Source organism: Pedobacter sp., assembly GCF_035566355.1.
In the GTDB taxonomy this organism is placed as follows: domain Bacteria; phylum Bacteroidota; class Bacteroidia; order Sphingobacteriales; family Sphingobacteriaceae; genus Pedobacter.
The window spans coordinates 1-20,952 of the sequence record NZ_DATMRL010000426.1 but is presented as its reverse complement, the minus strand read 5'-3'; the positions used below and the strand labels follow the sequence as shown (position 1 = coordinate 20,952).

Genomic DNA, 20,952 nt, shown 5'->3' with positions numbered 1-20,952 from the left:
CTGTGCTGGTAATTTCTTTCATTGGGTATTTGCCAAAGGAAGTGAGTGTTTCGGCAAATATGGGGAATGTGGTGCTGGAGCAGAGTTTGTCGAAGTTGGACGAAGTTCAGGTGATTGCTTATGGTACGACTACGCAGAGGCTAAGTACAGGAAATGTGACGACGATTAAGGCGGATGTGATTGAAAAGCAGCCAGTGAATAATCCTCTACTGGCCTTGCAGGGTAGGGTTCCGGGATTGTTTATTGAACAGGCGACAGGTTTTGCAGGAACAGGGGTTAAAGTGAGAATACAGGGAGAGAATAGTATCAGTAATGGTAATGATCCATTATATGTAATTGATGGGATACCATTTATGTCTCAATTACTGTCTCTAGGTGATATAACATCGGTACAAGGAAGATCCGATAATAATTCCTCTGGAAATCCCCTAAGCTTTATTAATCCCTATGATATTGAAAGTATCGATGTGTTAAAAGATGCGGATGCAACCGCAATTTATGGTTCTCGTGCGGCTAATGGGGCGATACTTATTACGACAAAAAAAGGAAAAGCAGGAGATATGCGGGTGAATCTGAATCTTCAATCTGGCTGGGCAAAAGTGCCTCGTAAGTTGGATCTCATGAACTCCCAACAGTACCTTGAAATGAGACGAGAAGCACTCAAAAATGATGGTATTGTCACTCCAGACCCAGGTCCATATTCGGACAGCGATTTGAATGGTAATTGGGATACTTCACGTTATACAGACTGGCAAAAGGAACTAATAGGAGGAAATGCTACCTATCAAGATTTAAACACTTTTGTCTCAGGAGGGAATGACCGAACGACTTTTTTAGTCGGTGCAGGTCGTCACAGGGAAACCACTGTTTTCCCTGGTCATTATGCAGATAGTAAAACATCTGTACGATTTAATCTCATTAATACCTCAGCGAATCAAAAATTTAAAATTCAGTTTTCAGGCGCGTACTTATTTGATAACAATCAATTGCCAAATCAAGACTTAACCTTAACTGCAATGATATTAGCGCCTGTCTCTCCGGCTTTATACAAATCCGATGGTAGCATCAATTGGGCACCGACTACTTTAGGGAATTCAACTTTTATATCTAATCCGATAGGTTACATGTTTAATAGTTTTTTAAATAAAACATCAAATTTGATGAGTAACTTAACTTTGAGTTATCAAATTATGCCTGGACTAGATATTAAATCCGAATTTGGTTACAATAAATTAAATACTGATATAATTAAGAAAAACCTTGTTCAGTCTCAACCGCCTGAGATTCTGCTAGATGCTTCTCGATCAACGGTTTTCATAAATAATGATATCAATTCCTGGTCTATCGAACCCCAATTAACTTATAACCACAATATCAGCAGAGGTAAGATAGAACTGCTTTTGGGCACCACAATTTCTAAGAATACAAGTTTAGGATCAGGTATTTTAGCCTCTGGTTTTAGTAATGACCTCGTAATGGAAGATATACTTTCTGCAACAAGTGTTAGTGCGATGTCTTCAATTAATTCTATTTACAAGTACAATGCCCTGTTTGGTCGGATCAATTATAATTGGGAGGATAGGTACATCATAAATTTAACAGGAAGAAGAGATGGAAGTTCACGTTTTGGCCCCCAAAGTCAGTTCCACAATTTTACTTCAGTTGGTGGTGCCTGGATCTTTTCCAATGAAGAATTTATTAAAGAGCATTTCAGTTGGTTAAGTTTTGGAAAGTTAAGAGCGAGTTATGGAACGACTGGCAACGATCAGATCGGAGATTATCGGTTTCTGAGTTTATATGATCCTCTTCAACAACAAATTCCTTATCAGGGAATTGTCGCCTATCAACCAAACCGTTTAACTAATCCTTATTTGGAATGGGAGGAAACACGTAAATTACAATTTGGCTTGGATTTGGGTTTTCTAAAAGATAGAATACTGCTCAATGCAAATTATTATAGGAACCGATCCTCAAATCAGTTAAGCAGCTATGTTCTTCCAATAACAACTGGCTTTGGATTTATCGATAAGAATAAAATAGATAAAGTAGAAAATTCGGGGTGGGATTTAATGATCGCGAGCACGAATATCCAAAACAAGAATTTTAAATGGTCTAGTAGTATCAATGTGACGGTACCTAAAACATTATTAAGACAAACAAACGATGTTAGATTTCCTGCAACGGTAATAGTTGGGGCACCATTAAGTGCGATTAAGGTTTATCATTTTTTAGGTGTAGATCCTGCAACAGGAGTTTATCAATTTGAAGATCATAATGGAAATCCAACATCGACGCCCGATCCAGCTTTAGATGCGAATGTTTTACTTGATCTTGCACCTAAATTCTATGGGGGATTTTCAAACTCATTTTCCTACAAAGGTTTTCAGTTAGATTTTTTATTCTCTTTTGTCAAACAGATTGGCCAAAATCAGGGGTTTGGATTTTACACACCAAGTGATGGATATGGTAAAGGAAATCAATTGGTATCCTTATTGGATCGTTGGCAAAGGCCAGGAGATATTTCCTCCATACAGAGATACACAACAAATAGATCTGATGTAACCCAAGCTTGGCGTAATGCAGTAAACAGTGATGCAACTTGGGCAGATGCTTCTTATATCCGTTTAAAAAATGTTTCTCTGTCCTGGCAATTGCCTGAGAACTGGAGTAAGCATGCAAATTTACAAAACTGCAGCTTATTTGTACAAGGTCAAAATCTCTGGACTTTCACAAGGTATAAAGGACTGGATCCCGAAACAAAAGGCTCGACAACACTTCCTCCTTTACGAGTAGTTACCATAGGTTTAAAAGTTACGTTATAAATGTTTTCAATCTAAAAAATAACAAAATGAATTGCAAAATAATTTCCATTTTGAGTTTAATGTTTGCTACCATCGCACTTAGCAATTGTAAAAAGCTCGTTGAGGTTGATGGTCCGGTAACCAGTGTCAGTTCAAAGAATGTTTACAACAATGATGCAACCGCTGTTGGAGCAATCACTTCCTTATATGTAAATTTAAGTAATGGTAGTCCAGTAAATCCACAAGAACTTAGTGGTCTGTCTGGTATTGGTGGCTTATCTGGGGATGAGTTTGATTATTATTCTGGAGCTGGAAACTCGACTTTGAGCGTATATTATCAAAATAACCTCAACTCACAATTTATAGGTAATGATTTCTGGGGAAATACTTACCAGAGACTCTATACAGTAAATGCGGCTTTGGAAGGACTCGAATCCTCTATTGGACTCAGTCCTGCGATAAAGCAGCAATTAATGGGAGAAGCTCATTTTATGCGTGCTTTTTATTATTTCTATCTGGTGAATTTATACGGTGATGTGCCATTGGTATTAAGTACAGATTATACAGTCAATGCGGTGATTAAAAGATCAGCAAAAGCAGATGTCTACAGTCAAATTGTGACAGACTTGAAAGAAGCGCAAAACCTTTTAAGCGAGAGTTACTTAAGTGGTGACGGGAAAACATCCTATCCACTTGGATCCGAAGAACGGGTGAGACCGAATAAATGGGCAGCAATAGCTTTATTGGCAAGAGTATATTTGTTTACGGAACAATGGACAAATGCGGAGATACAGGCTTCAATGATTTTAGCAAATACTTCATTGTTTCAATTGGAATCGCTGGATAAAGTATTTTTGAAGAATAATAGTGAGGCAATTTGGCAACTGCAGCCTACTAAACTCCGATTTAACACACAAGAAGGAGAGATTTTTGTGATACCACAAGGAGGGCCGGCTTCTTATAATCCTGTTTACCTGAGTAGAGAATTGCTCAAAGATTTTGAAACAGGTGATCAACGTAAAAATAACTGGATAAGTAGTGTGAATGCAAATAGCACGATCTATTATTATCCGTATAAGTACAAAATCAAAAGTTCATCTTTAACAGATGTACCAGTTACCGAGTATAGTACAGTAATGCGCTTAGCTGAACTGTATTTAATTCGTGCAGAATCCAGAGCACAACTGGGTAATCTAGCTGATGCCATTTCCGATGTTGATCGGATCAGGAGCAGGGCTGGGTTGCCTCTGGTTAAGGATACCAATCCAAATATCAATCAAGAAAATCTGATTACACTTATTTTAAAGGAAAAACGAATAGAATTTTTTACAGAATGGGGACACCGGTGGTTAGATCTTAAACGGACAGGAAAAGTAGACGAAGTGATGTCTAAAGTTACGCCAAAGAAAAGTAATGGCGGCGCATGGAAAAGTTATCAGCAGTATTATCCAATTTATTATTACGAATTGCAAAGCAATCCAAATTTAACGCAAACCCCGGGATTTTAATAGTAACAATGATGAGAATTTTTTTAACAATGATTTTGCTTCTGAGTACAAATGCCTTATTTGCACAGAAGCAAGAAATAAGCGGACATGCAATTTCAACACTAGGGAAGCCGTTGATAGACTCCACTACTTATAAGAAATGGACACATGTTGAAAGCCCACACATAACGAATAATGGAAAATTTGCTTCTTACGTCATTAGGAATGATTCTATGACTGATGATTATACGGCTGTTTTGGCTGATGACGGCGGCAAATGGACGGTTAAATTGCCTGGTATTACTGATGTCAAATTTACGGGTGATAGTAGGATGGCAGTTTTTATGAAGAATGATACCTTGTTTATTTTAAATCTTGGAGGTAACTATTTTGATAAAATATCGAATGTTAGTATGTTTATTGCATCCGATAAGCCAAATGGAGAATGGATTGCTTTTAAATATATTTCATCTGATAATTTGGTCTTGTATAATGTTCGTTCAGGAGAGAAGAAAGTTTACCCAGATATTAGTAGTTCCTATTTTAGTGACGACGGAAAATCCTTGGTACTTCTGAGAGAGGATAGTGTGAGTAAAAGTCAATCACTTGGCTTTCTTGAGCTGAACACTGGAAGAATATTTAAGGCTTGGACAGGTCGAGGTCTGGTTAGCATGCAGATAAATTCATCCGCAACCCAATCAGTACTGATACTTTTAGATGAAGACAAAAGTAGTAAATCGATTTGGTTTTATGAGCGAGGAACGCCTGGGCTTGACTTATTGGTAAATAATATGATCTTAGGAATAGATAGTTCCTGGGTTTTCGACGATTATACAAAAATTAGCGGCAGTGGCAAGTACGTTTCTTTTTCTATAAAAGGAAAGAAACACGAATCTGTCAATCTGGACTCTGGAAATTCTACTGTTAATGTTTGGAGTTATTTAGATGCAAAATTGCAATCACTCCAATCGGAAGAAGGAGAGCAACTGACTATATATCGATTTGTAATCAATCGTAAAAATCATAAAATTACGCAGTTGTGTAAAGATGGTGAAACTGTAGGGAGTATTAGTGGAGATGATGATACCTATGTCGTTGAGCGCGTTACTGGTGATACAGATGGGTTTGAAGCGAATTGGAATCATTTTGCTCAAAGAAGCTACTATGTCAAATCAGTAAAAGATAATAGTGATGTCTTACTAAAAATAAAAGGATATCATGCAGTACTTCTTTCTCCTGATGGGAAGTATGCGGTATATTATGACAGGGAGACTTCGAGTTATTTTAGTTATGAAGTAGCATCAGGGGTATATCGAAACATTACTTCTGGAATGAATGTTCCCTGGTACTCTTATTATAGGGAGGACGCCTCTCATGCTCCCAGGGGTGTTTGTGGTTGGGGGAATAACGATGAATGGGTATTAATTTATGATAAGTTCGATATTTGGAAGATAGATCTACTTGGGAAGAGAAAGCCTGTGAACCTAACAAATGGATATGGATTACGTAATGCTGTTATTTTTTATCTTGCTCTCCCAGAATCTTGTGGCCGGACATTTTCTGATTCGGATGCCCTTATTTTAAATGCTGTAAATGTACAGAGCAAGCAAAATGGATTTTTTCAAAAGAAGATAGATCAAGGTGGTGACCCTAGTGTTTTAACAATGGGAAATTACATTTACCAACTGGTTAATAATTTCTATGTATATAGCGGAGGCGCATATCCAATGAAGGCAAAGGGGGCGTCTACGTACATTGTTAGCAGGATGAGTGCGGATGAATCTCCCAACTATTTTTTGACCAATGATTTTAAGCGATTTAAGCAATTAAGTTATGTACGCCCGGAAAAGAAGTTTAATTGGTTCAAAACAGAGTTGCATACATGGAAGAAGAGTGATGGTACAATCGGTCAAGGTATACTTTATAAGCCTGAAAACTTTGATCCTTCGAGGAAATACCCTGTGATATTTCATTATTATGAGAAGAAGACTTTTTCCTTGAATGAATATTTAACCCCTCAAAATCTTGTTTCTGGATGTAATATTGATATACCCACATACGTCAGTAATGGCTATATCGTTTTTACGCCTGATATTGATTATGTTATTGGAGATCCAATGCAGGGGACATTTGATGCTGTGATCTCGGCAGCTAATTATGTATCTCAATTACCTTTTATAGAAAGCAAAAAGATGGGAATAGGAGGGTGTAGTTTTGGAGGATTGCAGACCAATTATTTAGTCACACATTCCAATTTATTCGCGGCAGCTTATTCGGCATCCTCCTTATCTGATTTGGTGAGCGCTTATGATGATGTACCTATGAGGTATGGCAGTAGCCAAAATTATTTTGAAGAAGGTCAGGGCCGTATGGGAGTTCCATTATGGGAGGCTCCGGAAAAATATGTTAAAAACTCACCTATTTTTAGTGCAAATAAGGTCACAACCCCATTACTGCTCATGCATACCACTCAAGATGCCGGCTGTTCGTTTTCGCAAGCACTTGAGCTGTACACAGCCTTACGCAGATTAGGCAAAAGAGTCTGGTTGCTGGAGTATACGGAAGGTAGTCATGGAGTTTATGGAAAGTCTGCGGACGACTATGCTTTCCGCTTGAGGCAATTCTTTGACCACTACTTAATGGGGGACGCAGCACCTAGATGGATGACCCGCGGCGTTCCGGCCAGATTAAAAGGAATAGATAATGGTCTTAGTTTGGATTCTAGTATAATGACCCCTGGACCAGGATTACTAAACACTGAAGAACAAAAAAAGTAAATTCTAAGATGAGTATAAAACCTATACATATCACATTGAAATAAATAATAAAAACTAATACAAAATAGATGAAAAAAATAGTATTGAGTTTGGCTTTTTTAAGCCTTACAAGCCTGGGCTTTGCTCAAAAAGGAACTGATTATACAATAGTGCCGTCTTTGGTAACGGACGCTAAGGAAAAAGGAAATGTCAAGTTAGCTGACTCTCTGGCACAGGATTATATAAACAATTATCTTTTTAAATTAAAGGACGATAAACTGATGGATAAGGAAAATTTGCTATTTATTAGTAGAAATATGAATACTACAGATAGTAAAGGTTTTAAGCTTTTTTTTAAGCAGAAAGATAAGATAAATTCAATTTTGGGACCAGATAAAGCTGAGTATGCAATTCGAGGTGCAATAGGCAAACAATTTCTTCCAAAAGAAATTCGGGAAAATAAACCCGGGGCAGATTGGGGGCCTACAGAATATACAGTCACCACTAAATTTGGTGCTTTAGGTCAAGAAGCGATATATGGAAGAAAGTTGGCATATTATTTTAACGTTAACGATTGGAATAATTACGGTAAATACTATATGCTTTATTTTAAAACGGCTTTGAAGCGACCAGAATTTGATGTCAATAATATGACCTGGTCCGTGTTTCAAAATGTAAGTGATCCTAAAGTTTTGAAGTTTGCTTGTGATGTAGTGATGAAATACGCAATGGAAACCTGGTATCAAAATGATCCTGTGGCCTGGGATACATATGCGAATCTATTGCACAAAACTGGAAAAACAAGTTTGGCAATCGAGTGGGAAGAGAAGGCTGCAAAAATGAAAATTGGACTGCCCGATGAGAAGTTATATACAGAGGCTTTAGATAAAATGAGGAAGGGCTTGCCCACTTGGCCTACACCTGCAAATAACTAATTACACATGAATCACAAAATATTAATATCAATGCTCTTTTTAGTGGTTGGGTATACCGCGGTAGCACAACAAGTGCTACTGCTTTACCCGGATTCCATTCCAAATTCAACGGTCAAATTGAGTAAGGATGAACAACCAACACTGGAAATATACTTACCTGTTAAAGAAAAAGCTAATGGAACAGCAGTGATCATTTTCCCGGGAGGAGCTTATGCTTTCCTTGCCTATGCAGAAGAAGGAACTACAATCGCTAAAGCCTTTGCCGAAAAAGGGATTGCTGCCTTTGTCGTTAAATACCGACTGCCGAAGAATGAGACTATGCGGGATAAAAGTCTCAGTCCATTAATGGATGCGCAACAGGCGATTAAAATGGTACGGTCGAAAGCTATGGAATGGAATCTGGATCCAAAGAAGATCGGTGTCGTTGGCTACAGTGCAGGGGGGCATTTGGCTTCCACTTTAGGTACCCACTTTTCTAAAAGCTATATCCCTAATACAGAAAATATCAGCCTCCGACCAGACTTTATGATCCTGGTTTATCCAGTGATTAGTATGGAGGATAAGCTGACCCATGTAGGATCTAAGATTTCATTATTGGGGATGGAGCCAAGTAAGGAGAAAGTGGCTTTGTTCTCCAATGAACTGCAGGTGACTAAAGACACTCCGCCGACTTATTTGACGCATTGTGGGGATGACAATACTGTGGATGTGAACAACAGCATTGTGTTTTATCAGGCGCTGCAGAAGAATGGGGTAGATGCGGAATTGCACTTGTTTCCGAAAGGGAATCATGGGTTTACGCAGAGGTTGCCTGTGAGTGAGTGGATGGAGCCGATGTTGGGGTTTTTGAAGAGGGAGGGGAATTAAATTGAACCATAACTAAACTGATGAATATGAAATTAAAATTATCTACAATATGCTTCGCCTTGTGTGCAATCATACTGTGTTCCTGCAAAAAGCAGGACGTTAAATTGACTCCTTTAGCGAGTATTCAGATCACCAATGCGGTGGTTGGTGGCAGTGATCTGCAGTTCGGAACTAACGTTGCGACTGTTCCTAATAATGGCTATACCGCTTATGGTATTTTAACTGGAAGCCAGGTATTGAAATTGTCCTCAACTGTTGCGCCTAATCCGGTGTATTATAATCAGACCAAGGATTTTGTAAATGGTGGTGTGTATTCTTTGTTCTTAACAGGAACTCCCGATGCTCTTAACGGGATTTTTATGAAAGAAGAGAATATTCCTTCGCATACGGCTGATGTTTTTGGTGCGAGGGTGATTAACCTGGTTACCGGTGGTGTTCCGATTAGTGTGAACCTTCAAGGTAGTGCTAATGGTTCTTTTGTGAGTAGCCTTGCTTATAAAGCGATTTCGACTTTCAAGGATGTTTCTTCAGTAGCTGCTGAGGGGGATAAGGTTTTTGAATTTAGAAATGCAGCTACGGGTGATTTGATTACTTCGTTTACGGTACCTGGTTATGATATGCCAAGGTTCAGGAATATCACCCTGGTAGTTGCCGGAGGAGTAGGAGCAGAAACCATTATTCGTACTAATAATTACTAACTCTGTTGTTTATGAACTCAAAAAAGAGAATTCTGCTGGTAGAGATTATTAGTGCGCTGTTTATTCTGCTATTTGTCTACGCTGCTTTAACTAAAGTGACCGACTATCAGAAATTCAGAATTGAACTAGGAAAGTCTCCTTTGCTAAACAGTTATGCTGGGATAATTGCCGTTGAAATACCTGGAATTGAACTGCTGATTTCCCTACTCATTGCCACTAAACGATTTCAATATTATGCCTTGTATTTTGCATTTAGTTTAATGGTTATTTTTTCGACCTATATCATAGCCATTTTGAAATTCAGTCCTTATGTTCCATGTTCTTGTGGGGGCATCTTGCAAAACATGACTTGGAACCAGCATTTGATTTTCAATGTGGGATTTGTGTTGCTAGGTGCTATAGCTGTTTTATTATATCCTAAAAAGAACTTATCTGCAGTAAGAGGGAAAGCTTGCACCCTGTAATGTAGGCAATTACTTAAACAACTAAAATAATGAAAACTAGAAATTTATTAATGACAGCTGCTTTTGTGTTGGCTGTGACCTCAACCTTTGCGATTAAAACGACAGGAGCAACAGTCGATTATCTCTCTTGGACACTTGCGGGTAAATGTTACGTTGGCCGTGGAACAGATCAACAAAACTGCGACCAGTCCTATACTGGCGCGCAATGTACATACAATGGCCAGCCTGCATATGTTTATAACGTTATTGGATTCCCTCCCCCAACATGTACAATTCCTCTAAGACGATTTTAATCATTTCAATTTGCCTGGGTTATTTGTAACCCAGGCTATATAACTTTTTTATGATGTTAAAGAAAATACTATTATTGGTCACTTGCCTTTTAGGTAGTGTTTTGACGGTAGTTTTATTGTGTTTCTTTTCTGGTGCTTTCAGGCACAACAAGAATAACTTTGTCCGTTTGCTACCTCCCTTTAAAGTGAAGGCCGGTAATATTTTAGATTTTAAGATTGAAGGCTGCAATTTCGCAGGTTATAGCCGTGATTCCATTTATATAGGGAATTTGTATACACCTGACAGGCTGGTCAAAGTTGACTCTGGCTTAAGAGATACACTAGCCGTGAAGTTAGGCATTCCAGATCGGACTAAATTAACCAAGGGTTATACTAATTTGGTTACTGACAATTCGGTTTACATACTGGATGGAAACCAGCCCTTATTGCTTAAAGGAAATAACAGGAACAGAATTCTTAAACCAGCGTCTAAGCCACCTTATTTTACCCAGGCCATTCATTCTGGGGGTAGTTCCTTTGTTTTAAGGGTTGTTCAGGCTGGTCAGAATAAGCTGGTTACTTATAAAACCGACTCTGCAGGATTTAGGATGCCAGCAAACCTTTTGGAAAAACAGGTAGATGGAATTTTTTGTACAGACGGAAACCTGGTTAAGGTCCCAAATTCTAAGAAAGTTATCTATGTGTATTATTACAGGAACCAGTTCCTCTGTGCAGATGACAATCTGAACTTGTTATATAAAGGAAAAACTATTGATACGGTTTCTCGTGCCCATATTAAAGTAGATTATATCAAGTCGCTAAATGAAACGACAATTTCATCACCGCCACTATATGTAAACAAGCAAAGCGCAGCGAACGAAAAATATTTGTTTGTCCATTCGGCATTAATGGCAGATAACGAAGTCGCCGAATCATTGGATAAGGTATCGGTGATTGATGTATATGCAGTGAAAGATGGAAAATACCAGTTTAGCTTTTACCTGCCAGATTTCAGAGGGAACAAGATTCGTGATTTTAGAGTATACGGTCAATCGCTCTATGCTCTCTATGATCACTATCTATACAAATACCAATTAAACTTTTAGAACAATCACCTAAGATTAACATCTCTACCTATGACTAAATATCTTCAAAAAGCCGGACCTGACCACCTCCACAGACACAGATGAAACGATTATTTCTTTCTTTAGCTTTAGCCGGTTTACTGCTTAAAGTCTCCGCTCAGGAGCAACAGCGTATTGCCCCGGCGTATCCTTTGATTACGCATGATCCTTATTTTAGTATCTGGTCCAGCACTGATGAGCTGAATAGCAGTGCTACCGCCCATTGGACGGCAGCTTCGCAATCCATGACCGGCCTGGTGAAGGTAGATGGCGTAACCTATCGGGTACTGGGACAAAACGTGCAAAGTTACCAGAGCATTATTGCCACCAGTGATGAAAGCCCTTACACCGTGAAATACACCGAAACGGCTCCCGGAGATGACTGGATGCAGCCGGGCTATGACGATAAAGAGTGGAAGGCCGGCAAAGCGCCATTTGGAAACTATATCAAGGACGGTACACTCTGGGAGAGTCATGACCTGTGGACACGAAGAACTTTTGATATCGGTGAGGCATCTGCAGGTGAGCTGTTCTTAAAAATATCTCACGATGACCATATTAAAGTATACCTCAACGGAGCAGAAATTTACAATTATGAAGGGTTTACAGCTCAATATGTTTATCTCCCTATTGCCAATGCGGCAAAAAGTAAATTAAAAAGTAAAGGTAATGTACTGGCTATTCATATCCTGAATACGGGTGGTGGGGCTTTTCTGGATGCCGGTGTTTCGCGTTTAGCTGCCGTTCCCGGGCAGAAAGGAATAGAGAAAGCCGTGCAGACTGCCGTGAAGATCAATGCCACACAAACCAGCTATCAATTTACCTGTGGTAAGGTAGATCTGACCCTTACCTTCACCTCGCCATTACTGATGGATGACCTGAAGCTGTTGTCCAGACCTGTATCTTATATTTCCTATAAGTTGGCCGCCAATGACAAGGCTGCTCACCAGGTATCGGTATACTTTGGGGCTTCTTCCAACATTTGCGTAAATGTACCTTCACAGCCCGTTGTAGCCACTAAATATACTTCCGGGCAGTTGGCTGTTTTAAAAGCAGGCACTAAAGAACAACCCATATTAAAGAAAAAAGGAGATGACCTGCGCATCGACTGGGGCTATATGTATGTTGCAGCTCCCGCAGCAGCACATCCGGTGCAATACATCAGCGTGGGCGATGACGCCATGAAAGCATTTGCTAATGGTAAGATGGCCAGTACGAAACAGGATAAAGAATTGGTATTAAGCACTGTCGTAAACCTGGGTGCGGTCAACAGTACCGGCAAAGAACAACTGTTCCTGCTGGGTTATGATGACCTGTTTGCCCTGCAATACTTCAATACCAACCTCAAAGCCTGGTGGAAAAATGCTACTGCTCAAACCATCGATAAACAATTGAATGCGGCTTACACCGGCTATGCCTCCATACTGAAAAAATGTACGGTCTTCAATGCGCAACTGCACAAAGATGCTGTGGCCACTGGTGGGGAATCTTACGCTAAACTCTGCGAACTGGCCTATAGACAGGCGATTGCAGCACATAAATTAGTGAAGAGCCCACAGGGAGATCTTCTTTTTCTTTCCAAAGAAAATTTCAGCAACGGTTGTATCAATACTGTAGATGTTACTTATCCCTCTTCTCCATTATTTCTGCTGTATAATCCTGACTTGCTGAAAGGGATGATGAACGGCATTTTCTATTACAGTGAAAGCGGAAAGTGGAATAAGCCATTTCCAGCACATGATCTGGGGGCCTATCCGATGGCAAACGGACAATTATATGGGGAAGATATGCCGGTTGAAGAAGCTGGGAATATGGTCATTCTGGCTACAGCAATTGCGAAGGTTGAAGGCCATGCAGACTATGCTAAAAAGCACTGGAAAACATTATCTATTTGGGCAGATTACCTGAGTAAAGAAGGCTTTGATCCGGCCAATCAGCCGTGTACAGATGATTTTGCTGGGCATACAGCCAGGAATGCAAATTTATCTGTTAAAGCCATAGTTGCCTTGGGTGGTTATGGAATGCTTGCAGAGAAATTGGGTATGACTGCCGAAGCGGCAAAATATAAAACCATGGCAAAAGAGATGGTGTTGAAATGGATGGATATGGCCTATGATGGAGATCATTATTCACTCACCTTTGATCAAAAAGATACCTGGAGCCAGAAATATAATCTGGTATGGGACAAAGTACTGGACCTTGGTCTCTTTCCAAAATCGGTTTTTGAAAAGGAAGTGAAGTACTACCTGACCAAACAAAATGCTTTTGGATTGCCGCTGGACAGTCGCCGCAGCTATACCAAATCAGACTGGATCATGTGGACGGCTACGCTGACCGATAACCGTGCAGATTTTGAAAAGTTTATAGATCCGATATATAAATATGCAATTGAGACTTCTGCCAGAGTGCCATTAAGCGACTGGCATGAAACAACGGATGGGAAACAGGTGGGTTTCCAGGCGCGCAGCGTAGTTGGCGGATATGCTATTAAACTTCTTTACGATAGGTTGCACCGTAAATAATGGATTGAGAAATAAACCAAAATAATCTACCTATGACTAAATACCTTCAAAAAACCGGTGCTGAACTTTTCTTTGCTTTGCTGGAGGAAATAGGGAACACCCGCAAACCTATCGAGCCTTTGTTCTCCGACCGGTTGACGCATGCGCATTATACGCTAACCTCTGACATTTTTGATATTATCGCTAATAACAATCAAAAGCAAACTGCTAAACTTTTGATTGGGGTTAGGAAGTTGCTGGTTAAACTCAGGCAGATCAAGGGTGTGGATTTGTTGATTCGTTTTGATCCTGAACTGACGGAGATTGGTGGTGCTGCGGGGAAGGGGGAGCCTGATATTTTTCGGTTGAAGCTGGTTAACCTGGTATTGAGTGAGCTGGATAGGGTGATTGATTTTATCATTGAGTATAAACCGATACCGCGGGTGCCGAAGAAGATTTGATAAATGTTATAGTGATGTTGCAGGAAACGAATATTTATACAAGGGGTTTTAGTCTGGCAGAGGTGGATCATTGTCCTCCAGACTTTAAACGATTAAAGGTATTGCAGTCTTTGATTGAACTGGATTTTAGGTATAACCGGGATATTATGGTGTATGCGGTTAAAATGGATACCAGCATTCATGCTTTGAACAGATTTGCGAAGGCTTATTTGGGGAGATCGGTTTATGAGTTGCTGCAGGATAGGATTTACCGGGAGGCTTTGTATTTGCTGCAGTATACGAAGCATTCGGTTAAGGAGATTTCGGAACTGCTGGGGTTTAGCGATTTGCCATATTTCAGCAGGTGGTTTAAACAGAGAAATGGCCAGACGGCTAAACATTACAGAAACCAAAACGCTATTTATAAAAAGCATTTAAAAACATTAAACTATGAACAAAACCATTGGCGAAGCCATTGACTACTTAATATTGACTACTTAATACAGCAAAACGGGCAGTATAGAAAAGACATCGCAGATTTGCTTAAAATAAGTGGAAGCACTTTAACCGATATCATCCGCAATGAAAAGGAGCTGAGTTTTTTGATGGGTGTACGGTTATTGGAACATTTCGAACTGTCTATTGATGAGTTTCTGAGCTTGTTGAGTAGAGAAGAGATAGATAGAAAAGCACTGTCGAGTATCAAGTTTTTTGAAAAGAAAAAACGAAAAGAGCATAGGGTGGGCTAAACCCTTTTTTTTATCAGTTCCTCAATCAAATTTTTGCCAATAATTATTATAAATCTAACCAAATGTAAATTTTATGATCAAAACTAGTGACCTGGTCCAGTATTTCTGGACTCATTCTAACCTCATCACCACCAAAGAAGGTGTTGAAGCGACGCTTCATGGCGACAAACTTATTGAGGTGAGTGTAATGCTCCGCAACCATGAGGAAAATGAAGTGCGGCTCCAGCTGAGAAGTGCTTTTAATTCGCCATTAAGGTTCATTGAGGCCTTTAACCTGCAAAACCCGGAAGACATCAAAAAAATCAGCATTGAAAACCTGATGATCTTGTATAAAAACGGGAAGGCGGAACTGAGTGTAACGGAATATCCAAACAACTAAACGAAACAACTAAATCAACGCCCCACACGAAAACAACATTTAAATTAATGAAACTCAAATACGAAAAACCAAAGATGGAAATCGTTCCAATGAACGATAACACTTTGAACAGACTCCTCCACATTTTAACCAAAAGAAAGAAGCTGGACGAAAATTTTGGTGCCTACCTGCAAAGAGTAATGGTGGCTAAGTACTGCCTGGAAACCCACGATATGTGGGAATTGGGTAAAGTGATTACCAGTGCTTATTATATCTCCTATGGTTTTATACTGGTCTATTATTATAATGCCAATGGAAAGTTGTGCGTTTGGAAACTCTTTAAAGCGGGCGACATTGTTGCGGGTAATAGTTTCTTAAATGAAGAGGGCTGCTTGTATCATATGAAAATTTTCAAAGGCACCAATATATTGGAAATTACCATTGATCAAATGAAAACGGGTTATGTAAGTGTTCCTGGCATGCTTGAACTGACCAAAAGAACGGTGGCTTCTTTTGAGAAAAGAGATTTTTACCAGTTTGAAGCGCTTCGCAGGGGTGGAAAGGCATGTGTGTTACATCTTTACAAGGAAAATCCAGGCCTCCTTCCTCCGGGTAGCCTTATTAGTGATGCTTTTCTGGCCAGTTTACTGAATATGTCTGAAGATAATCTGCAACGTTTAAGGGCTATCCTGATTTCTGAGGGTGAATTACCGAATAAAAGGGGCTAAACCCTGAAAATTCGGTTGCTTGATGCTGCGGTGCAGTCCTATCTTTAGGTATACTAAATTAAACAACTCTTATATATGAAAACTACGCTACTCGGTTACCCATTTACATTTCGAATTAAAATAAACACTGCAGCCTTTCTTGGCCTGGTTAGCCCTGGCTTTGGTGTGGTCGGTTAATACCTGCGGGTGCCAGTGGTTCTGGTATCCGCTCGTTTCTTTCTGAATATTCGCCGCGGTGCACAGCGGAATAGAGTATATAAATCATCCATTTTTTTACATTAAAATTCATTAACATGAAAAAATCGTTTAAAGCGGCTTTAATGGTCGTGCTGTGTGCTGGCGGATTGACCGCGGCTTTTGCTTTTACTAAATCGGCGTCTGTTCAAAAGGCGGGTTTGATTGCTTACACGTACAATTTGGGTACGTCTGCTGGTGCAAGGAATGCGTCTAACTGGACGCTGGCTACGGGTTCTACGCCGAGTTGTGGTGCTGCGGGTTCGGTGCCTTGTAAGGTGGTGTTTGATTCTTCGGTGTATCCTACCTTGCAGGATTATATTAATGACCAGCATTTTACAAGTGATGCTGAAGTGGCTTACGGGCCTGGTGTTGTGAGTAAGCAATAACCTTCTTTGAAAAATATGTTTTCTGATCGCGCTGAGCCTTACAGGCTCTGAGGCTTGATCATGAAAACATATTTTTCCTGGGTGCAGACCGGGTTGGTGTATTAGCTTTTCCGGGTGGTGACCTGGAAAGGCCGAGATCCCGGATCAGGTCCAGGATGACAGCAACCATAATTTGGGTACATAAAACCCGCAGCGGGCAGCAATGCTCTGTTCTGCGGGTTTTTATTTTTTAATCAATTTTAAACTTAAATATTTATGAATAACCAATTACGATTGAACATGTATTTGATGAAGAAGAACCGGGCTTGCCTGGTTTTTAAGAAGGACGGGATACTTTTTAGGGTGAACCATTTGACGCAAGCGCTACAGTTTGTGGCGGAGATGGAGCAGCTGGCTAAGGCCATTGATACTGGTGCTGCGCAGGAGTGGTATTATGAGCTGGTGGATGACCGGGCTAAGAAGCTGGTTTTTGAATGTGGTTTTGACCTGGGAGTGTTGTCTTTGTGTGTGTGGAAACCTGATGATACCTCTGCCAAATTTTTAAGCAAGGTGTTTTGCTGGGAAGGCAGTAGTGTTGAATTTAGAAAAGCAGTGCGGGATTTAGCCCTGATGGCCAGTTGTGCCAGGATATTTAATGTATACAGAAAGGGGTGAGTTATGGCAAGGTTGTTTGTGTCTACAAAGGATGTGCAGATTTTGACGGGTAAGGGGAAAACTGCTGCGCATCGGTTAATTATGGCCATCAAGAAGTCATTTGATAAGCAGAAATACCTGCCGCTTACGGTTCAGGAGTTTTGCGAGTATACGGGTTTGCCTTTGGATATAGTGGTGGAGCAGTTGAGGTGAATAAGATACCGGAATTTATCTAATAATACCGGATGATATCCTATTGTACCGCCTTGCTAGGATGCTGTAAGTGCTTGATATACTTTTGTTTTGTAGGCTTTTGAAATCGCCGTGGCGCCGCGGTTGAATTTGAAGCTTTATGAATTAACAAGAATAATTAACATTTAAAATTTCTAGAAAATGGGAAAGTTTTTAAAAGGAATCCTTGGTGGATTCAGCGGAAAAGTGGGCGCCGTAATTGGTGCAGTTTATAGAGGCGTTGACTACATGCGGAGTTTACCACGCAAGTCTAACAAACCTGCAACACAGGCTCAATTGACACAGCGTTTGATTTTTCAAATCGTAGTTGGTTTTTTCAGGCCTATTAATGGCCTGATTAAAATTGGTTATCAGAGTTACAGGGGTAAGCAATCACCTATTAATGCTGCGGTGGCTTACCACATAGACAAAGCGGTTACCGGTGTTTATCCAAACCTGAGCATCGATTTTCCAAAGGTAAAGTTTAGCAAGGGACATTTGCTGAGGCCTTCTATTGTTGGTGTGGAGTCTGTGGCTACGGCTAAGGTGAAGTTTGAGTGGCTGAACAATGCGCCTACTATCGGTACGAGTACTGCTGCAACGGATCTGGCTACGCTGTTGCTGTATAACCCGACTAAGGAGTTGTTCCTGTCGGTGGAGGACATCGCTGCACGTAGTGCTTTAAGTTTTACGTTGCCGGTACCTGCCGACTGGATTGGGGACAACGTGCATTGCTGGATGAGCTTTGTGAGTGTGAACCGCAAAGAGGTAAGTGATAGTGCATATCTCGGCGTAACTGTAGTGTTATAGTGATAAGGCGCTGGCATGGTGTAGGCCTGCCAGCGCCTTAATTAAATCTTTAAATCAAAAATTATGAAGTTTTTAAAATTGAAATATTGGGGATTGGATCTCCTGGATTCCTTTATCGGGTTAAAAAACTCGTTTAATGGAGTTAAGAAAGAATATCATTTACTGGGCTGTTTGTCTATCATCTGGTTGTTATGGCCGAGGTTATTGGACGGCAGTGACCCGCAGGCGGGCTATGTTGATCAGAGCATATTGGGGCAGATGATTTTAGCCATTATTGGCTTTTTATTGCTGCTGGCTTTGTGCTGGTGGTTGTTGGGGCGGTTCTGGAGGGGACTGGGATTGCCGGATATGGAATTTATGGTTTCACAATTTAAACGCTTACGGACATGGCAACAGTTAAGTTTTTATATGGGGCTATTTGCCTTATTGCTTTTAGCTGGGGTAGGCTGCCTGGCAGCAATCTGCTAAATATTGCAAGAGCGGAGATTGGTGTAAGGGAGGCAACTAATAGTAATGATGGTAAGCGTGTGGAGGAATATCTTGCAGCAGTTGGGTTGAAAAAAGGTCAACCATACTGTGCCGCCTATATATCCTGGTGTTTTAAAAAAGCGGGTTATTCTGCACCGCGAACGGGATGGTGCCCTGCATTGTTTCCCAAAGATAAACTGGTTAAAGAACCTTTTCCGGGCTGTGTGTTTGGCTTGTATTTCCCGGCTTTAAAACGTGTTGCACATGTTGGTTTGGTGGAGAGCATCCGGGGAAAGTACTGCATCACTATTGAAGGAAACACCAATCCGGAAGGAAGCCGTGATGGTGGTGGCGTTTACAGACGCATGCGGTATAGAAAAACGATCAGTAAATATTCAAACTGGCTTTAACATGGAAATAGAAGAGCAAATAAAAGGATCGATTCTGCACGTGCTTAATTTTATGATCAGGGAATTGCTTAAACAGTGCTTTAAGTTGGCCTTTAAAAAGGAGCTTTCGGATTTGAAAGGATTGGTGAGGCCGGATTCGATATGCCACGTTACCGAGGAGGGTTATGTGTGCTGTGGGGTGGAACTCGAGTTGCTGGAGATATTGGATGATGAACCAATTAAACAGATGCTGGTATCTATAGATCAGATTTTGAATTGCATAGATAGGTATCTGCTGATCAATAATCTGGATATGGAAGAGCTGTTAGAGGAAGAGCTCCATGAGCAGAATGCTTACGAATCGATTTCTATCTATGTGTATAAGCAAAAATGTAATGGCAGCTATAAAACCATATGCAAAAATATTAATGCGGTATATCTGACTTTTGAGCATGTTTTATACCATTGTGCGCATCAATTTATAAGAGGGAAACTGGATGTATTTGATGGAGCTTTCGACTTTTTCTGGGAGCAGAATGATAGACTGGAAACCGATGATCACAATGCACTTTTACTCCTGGATTTAATGAAAAGCTTGAGGTATAACCCCTTCGCAGGCTAGGCGTGAAATCCAGAAAGAAAAGAAGGTGTGAGGGAGAGGGCCTTTTGGTCTTTGTGCCCCCTTCGGGCACCTAAGAGCAGGCAGCCCTCGAGCTTACCCTTCTTTTCTTTTCAAACTAAACGATTAAACAAGAAAAACATGGCAAGATTTAAAAATGGCATACAAGGCCTTTTTACAGGTAAAATAGGTAATTTAATTGGCGTAGAACTTAAGGGGCAACAATTTGGCAGGAGCCTCCCAAGGCCTTCAAAGAAACCACCAACGTATGGACAGCTCAATCAAAGAGCAAAGTTTGGAGTAGCCATGAATTGGTTAAGGCCTTTGAGGCCTTTTATCAATATCGGCTATCAAAGCGGGCAAGACAATGCCACGCCGCTAAACCGGGCGTTATCTTATCACCTTACAGAAGCCATGCTGGGCACAGGGCCAGATGATTATCAAATGGATTATGCAAAAGTGATTTTAAGCAGGGGAGCGTTGGTTACTTCCTGGGTTTTGGAAGTGATTTCAGAGCAAAACGATATTCTTTACATCAGATGGGATAATCCACCAGAATCCAGGTATTGTGATCCGGAAGACCGGATGAACCTGGTTTTCTATAACGTGCAAAAGGAACAGTACCTGACTTTTGAAAATGCTGCAGAGCGTTCTGCAAAGGAAGTCAGTTTACAAATGGACAAGAGTTTTGCGGGAGATACTGTACATGGTTGGATGCATTTTGTGAATAAGGAAGGTAGTCAGGTCAGTACAAGTATATACCTGGGATTAGTAGGGGAAAAATAAGTTTTCCGATCTCGCTGGATCTTACAGATCCTGAGGCTTGATCTGGAAAACTTATTTTCTTGGGTGCAGACCGGGGAGGGGGGTGATTGGGTTGGGGTATTTTTGGTTTTATGTGAACTTTGAAACAGAGGAAATTAACAATATATTTGAACAGGATATACAAACCATTACTGAAAAAACGACAACAATGGGTATAGAAGAATTATTATTGGC

Annotated in this window: 23 protein-coding genes; all 23 read left to right on the top strand. The window is 40.4% G+C overall.

The window, feature by feature from the left end; all coding sequences use genetic code 11:
• Window positions 1-2: 2 nt before the first annotated feature.
• Window positions 3-2,822: a SusC/RagA family TonB-linked outer membrane protein gene (locus tag VNZ46_RS16445; RefSeq protein ID WP_325561149.1), complete on the top strand. Its 2,820-nt coding sequence runs from the start codon at window positions 3-5 to the stop codon at window positions 2,820-2,822.
• A 26-nt stretch (window positions 2,823-2,848) separates the two neighbouring features.
• Complete coding sequence (locus tag VNZ46_RS16440; RefSeq protein WP_325561148.1) at window positions 2,849-4,309, top strand: RagB/SusD family nutrient uptake outer membrane protein; 1,461 nt, start codon at window positions 2,849-2,851, stop codon at window positions 4,307-4,309.
• Window positions 4,225-7,065, top strand: coding sequence for an alpha/beta hydrolase family protein (locus VNZ46_RS16435; RefSeq protein ID WP_325561147.1), 2,841 nt, complete (start codon window positions 4,225-4,227; stop codon window positions 7,063-7,065). The genes VNZ46_RS16440 and VNZ46_RS16435 overlap by 85 nt, the downstream gene beginning before the upstream one ends.
• 68 nt (window positions 7,066-7,133) lie before the next feature.
• Window positions 7,134-7,979 (top strand): hypothetical protein, encoded by an 846-nt coding sequence (locus VNZ46_RS16430; RefSeq protein WP_325561146.1) that lies wholly within the window; start codon window positions 7,134-7,136, stop codon window positions 7,977-7,979.
• Window positions 7,980-7,985: 6 nt separating this feature from the next.
• Complete coding sequence (locus VNZ46_RS16425; protein WP_325561145.1) at window positions 7,986-8,846, top strand: alpha/beta hydrolase; 861 nt, start codon at window positions 7,986-7,988, stop codon at window positions 8,844-8,846.
• Window positions 8,847-8,872: 26 nt separating this feature from the next.
• Entirely contained in the window at window positions 8,873-9,544 is a 672-nt protein-coding gene (locus tag VNZ46_RS16420) for a hypothetical protein (protein WP_325561144.1), read from the top strand.
• An 11-nt stretch (window positions 9,545-9,555) separates the two neighbouring features.
• Window positions 9,556-10,008, top strand: coding sequence for a MauE/DoxX family redox-associated membrane protein (locus VNZ46_RS16415; protein WP_325561143.1), 453 nt, complete (start codon window positions 9,556-9,558; stop codon window positions 10,006-10,008).
• A gap of 29 nt (window positions 10,009-10,037) precedes the next feature.
• On the top strand, window positions 10,038-10,301 hold the full coding sequence (locus VNZ46_RS16410) for a hypothetical protein (protein WP_325561142.1): 264 nt from the start codon (window positions 10,038-10,040) through the stop codon (window positions 10,299-10,301).
• Between the two features lie 50 nt (window positions 10,302-10,351).
• A complete protein-coding gene (locus VNZ46_RS16405) occupies window positions 10,352-11,386 on the top strand; it encodes a hypothetical protein (protein ID WP_325561141.1) in 1,035 nt (344 codons plus the stop codon).
• An 80-nt stretch (window positions 11,387-11,466) separates the two neighbouring features.
• Entirely contained in the window at window positions 11,467-13,926 is a 2,460-nt protein-coding gene (locus tag VNZ46_RS16400; RefSeq protein WP_325561140.1) for a glutaminase family protein, read from the top strand.
• Between the two features lie 32 nt (window positions 13,927-13,958).
• The gene (locus VNZ46_RS16395; RefSeq protein ID WP_325561139.1) at window positions 13,959-14,366 is read left to right on the top strand and encodes a hypothetical protein; all 408 of its coding nucleotides are present in this window, start codon (window positions 13,959-13,961) and stop codon (window positions 14,364-14,366) included.
• A gap of 14 nt (window positions 14,367-14,380) precedes the next feature.
• Entirely contained in the window at window positions 14,381-14,824 is a 444-nt protein-coding gene (locus VNZ46_RS16390; protein ID WP_325561138.1) for a helix-turn-helix domain-containing protein, read from the top strand.
• A gap of 60 nt (window positions 14,825-14,884) precedes the next feature.
• On the top strand, window positions 14,885-15,094 hold the full coding sequence (locus VNZ46_RS16385; RefSeq protein WP_325561137.1) for a hypothetical protein: 210 nt from the start codon (window positions 14,885-14,887) through the stop codon (window positions 15,092-15,094).
• A gap of 73 nt (window positions 15,095-15,167) precedes the next feature.
• Complete coding sequence (locus VNZ46_RS16380; RefSeq protein ID WP_325561136.1) at window positions 15,168-15,473, top strand: hypothetical protein; 306 nt, start codon at window positions 15,168-15,170, stop codon at window positions 15,471-15,473.
• A 47-nt stretch (window positions 15,474-15,520) separates the two neighbouring features.
• Complete coding sequence (locus VNZ46_RS16375; RefSeq protein ID WP_325561135.1) at window positions 15,521-16,180, top strand: hypothetical protein; 660 nt, start codon at window positions 15,521-15,523, stop codon at window positions 16,178-16,180.
• A gap of 293 nt (window positions 16,181-16,473) precedes the next feature.
• Window positions 16,474-16,803: a hypothetical protein gene (locus VNZ46_RS16370; protein ID WP_325561134.1), complete on the top strand. Its 330-nt coding sequence runs from the start codon at window positions 16,474-16,476 to the stop codon at window positions 16,801-16,803.
• Between the two features lie 255 nt (window positions 16,804-17,058).
• On the top strand, window positions 17,059-17,457 hold the full coding sequence (locus tag VNZ46_RS16365) for a hypothetical protein (protein ID WP_325561133.1): 399 nt from the start codon (window positions 17,059-17,061) through the stop codon (window positions 17,455-17,457).
• Window positions 17,458-17,460: 3 nt separating this feature from the next.
• Window positions 17,461-17,649 (top strand): hypothetical protein, encoded by a 189-nt coding sequence (locus tag VNZ46_RS16360; RefSeq protein ID WP_325561132.1) that lies wholly within the window; start codon window positions 17,461-17,463, stop codon window positions 17,647-17,649.
• A gap of 180 nt (window positions 17,650-17,829) precedes the next feature.
• Window positions 17,830-18,477, top strand: coding sequence for a DUF6266 family protein (locus tag VNZ46_RS16355; RefSeq protein ID WP_325561131.1), 648 nt, complete (start codon window positions 17,830-17,832; stop codon window positions 18,475-18,477).
• Window positions 18,478-18,540: 63 nt separating this feature from the next.
• Entirely contained in the window at window positions 18,541-18,945 is a 405-nt protein-coding gene (locus VNZ46_RS16350) for a hypothetical protein (RefSeq protein WP_325561130.1), read from the top strand.
• A complete protein-coding gene (locus VNZ46_RS16345) occupies window positions 18,864-19,355 on the top strand; it encodes a peptidoglycan-binding protein (protein ID WP_325561129.1) in 492 nt (163 codons plus the stop codon). The genes VNZ46_RS16350 and VNZ46_RS16345 overlap by 82 nt, the downstream gene beginning before the upstream one ends.
• A 1-nt stretch (window position 19,356) precedes the next feature.
• Entirely contained in the window at window positions 19,357-19,956 is a 600-nt protein-coding gene (locus VNZ46_RS16340; RefSeq protein WP_325561128.1) for a hypothetical protein, read from the top strand.
• A gap of 138 nt (window positions 19,957-20,094) precedes the next feature.
• Window positions 20,095-20,739 (top strand): DUF6266 family protein, encoded by a 645-nt coding sequence (locus VNZ46_RS16335; RefSeq protein ID WP_325561127.1) that lies wholly within the window; start codon window positions 20,095-20,097, stop codon window positions 20,737-20,739.
• Window positions 20,740-20,952: the final 213 nt, after the last annotated feature.

Coding starts and splice junctions, on each gene's coding strand:
- VNZ46_RS16440 (WP_325561148.1), top strand. CDS start 2,849: ATGAATTGCAAAATAATTTCCATTTTGAGTTTAATGTTTGCTACCATC.
- VNZ46_RS16435 (WP_325561147.1), top strand. CDS start 4,225: ATGGAAAAGTTATCAGCAGTATTATCCAATTTATTATTACGAATTGCA.
- VNZ46_RS16430 (WP_325561146.1), top strand. CDS start 7,134: ATGAAAAAAATAGTATTGAGTTTGGCTTTTTTAAGCCTTACAAGCCTG.
- VNZ46_RS16425 (WP_325561145.1), top strand. CDS start 7,986: ATGAATCACAAAATATTAATATCAATGCTCTTTTTAGTGGTTGGGTAT.
- VNZ46_RS16420 (WP_325561144.1), top strand. CDS start 8,873: ATGAAATTAAAATTATCTACAATATGCTTCGCCTTGTGTGCAATCATA.
- VNZ46_RS16415 (WP_325561143.1), top strand. CDS start 9,556: ATGAACTCAAAAAAGAGAATTCTGCTGGTAGAGATTATTAGTGCGCTG.
- VNZ46_RS16410 (WP_325561142.1), top strand. CDS start 10,038: ATGAAAACTAGAAATTTATTAATGACAGCTGCTTTTGTGTTGGCTGTG.
- VNZ46_RS16405 (WP_325561141.1), top strand. CDS start 10,352: ATGATGTTAAAGAAAATACTATTATTGGTCACTTGCCTTTTAGGTAGT.
- VNZ46_RS16400 (WP_325561140.1), top strand. CDS start 11,467: ATGAAACGATTATTTCTTTCTTTAGCTTTAGCCGGTTTACTGCTTAAA.
- VNZ46_RS16395 (WP_325561139.1), top strand. CDS start 13,959: ATGACTAAATACCTTCAAAAAACCGGTGCTGAACTTTTCTTTGCTTTG.
- VNZ46_RS16390 (WP_325561138.1), top strand. CDS start 14,381: ATGTTGCAGGAAACGAATATTTATACAAGGGGTTTTAGTCTGGCAGAG.
- VNZ46_RS16380 (WP_325561136.1), top strand. CDS start 15,168: ATGATCAAAACTAGTGACCTGGTCCAGTATTTCTGGACTCATTCTAAC.
- VNZ46_RS16375 (WP_325561135.1), top strand. CDS start 15,521: ATGAAACTCAAATACGAAAAACCAAAGATGGAAATCGTTCCAATGAAC.
- VNZ46_RS16370 (WP_325561134.1), top strand. CDS start 16,474: ATGAAAAAATCGTTTAAAGCGGCTTTAATGGTCGTGCTGTGTGCTGGC.
- VNZ46_RS16365 (WP_325561133.1), top strand. CDS start 17,059: ATGAATAACCAATTACGATTGAACATGTATTTGATGAAGAAGAACCGG.
- VNZ46_RS16360 (WP_325561132.1), top strand. CDS start 17,461: ATGGCAAGGTTGTTTGTGTCTACAAAGGATGTGCAGATTTTGACGGGT.
- VNZ46_RS16355 (WP_325561131.1), top strand. CDS start 17,830: ATGGGAAAGTTTTTAAAAGGAATCCTTGGTGGATTCAGCGGAAAAGTG.
- VNZ46_RS16350 (WP_325561130.1), top strand. CDS start 18,541: ATGAAGTTTTTAAAATTGAAATATTGGGGATTGGATCTCCTGGATTCC.
- VNZ46_RS16345 (WP_325561129.1), top strand. CDS start 18,864: ATGGCAACAGTTAAGTTTTTATATGGGGCTATTTGCCTTATTGCTTTT.
- VNZ46_RS16340 (WP_325561128.1), top strand. CDS start 19,357: ATGGAAATAGAAGAGCAAATAAAAGGATCGATTCTGCACGTGCTTAAT.
- VNZ46_RS16335 (WP_325561127.1), top strand. CDS start 20,095: ATGGCAAGATTTAAAAATGGCATACAAGGCCTTTTTACAGGTAAAATA.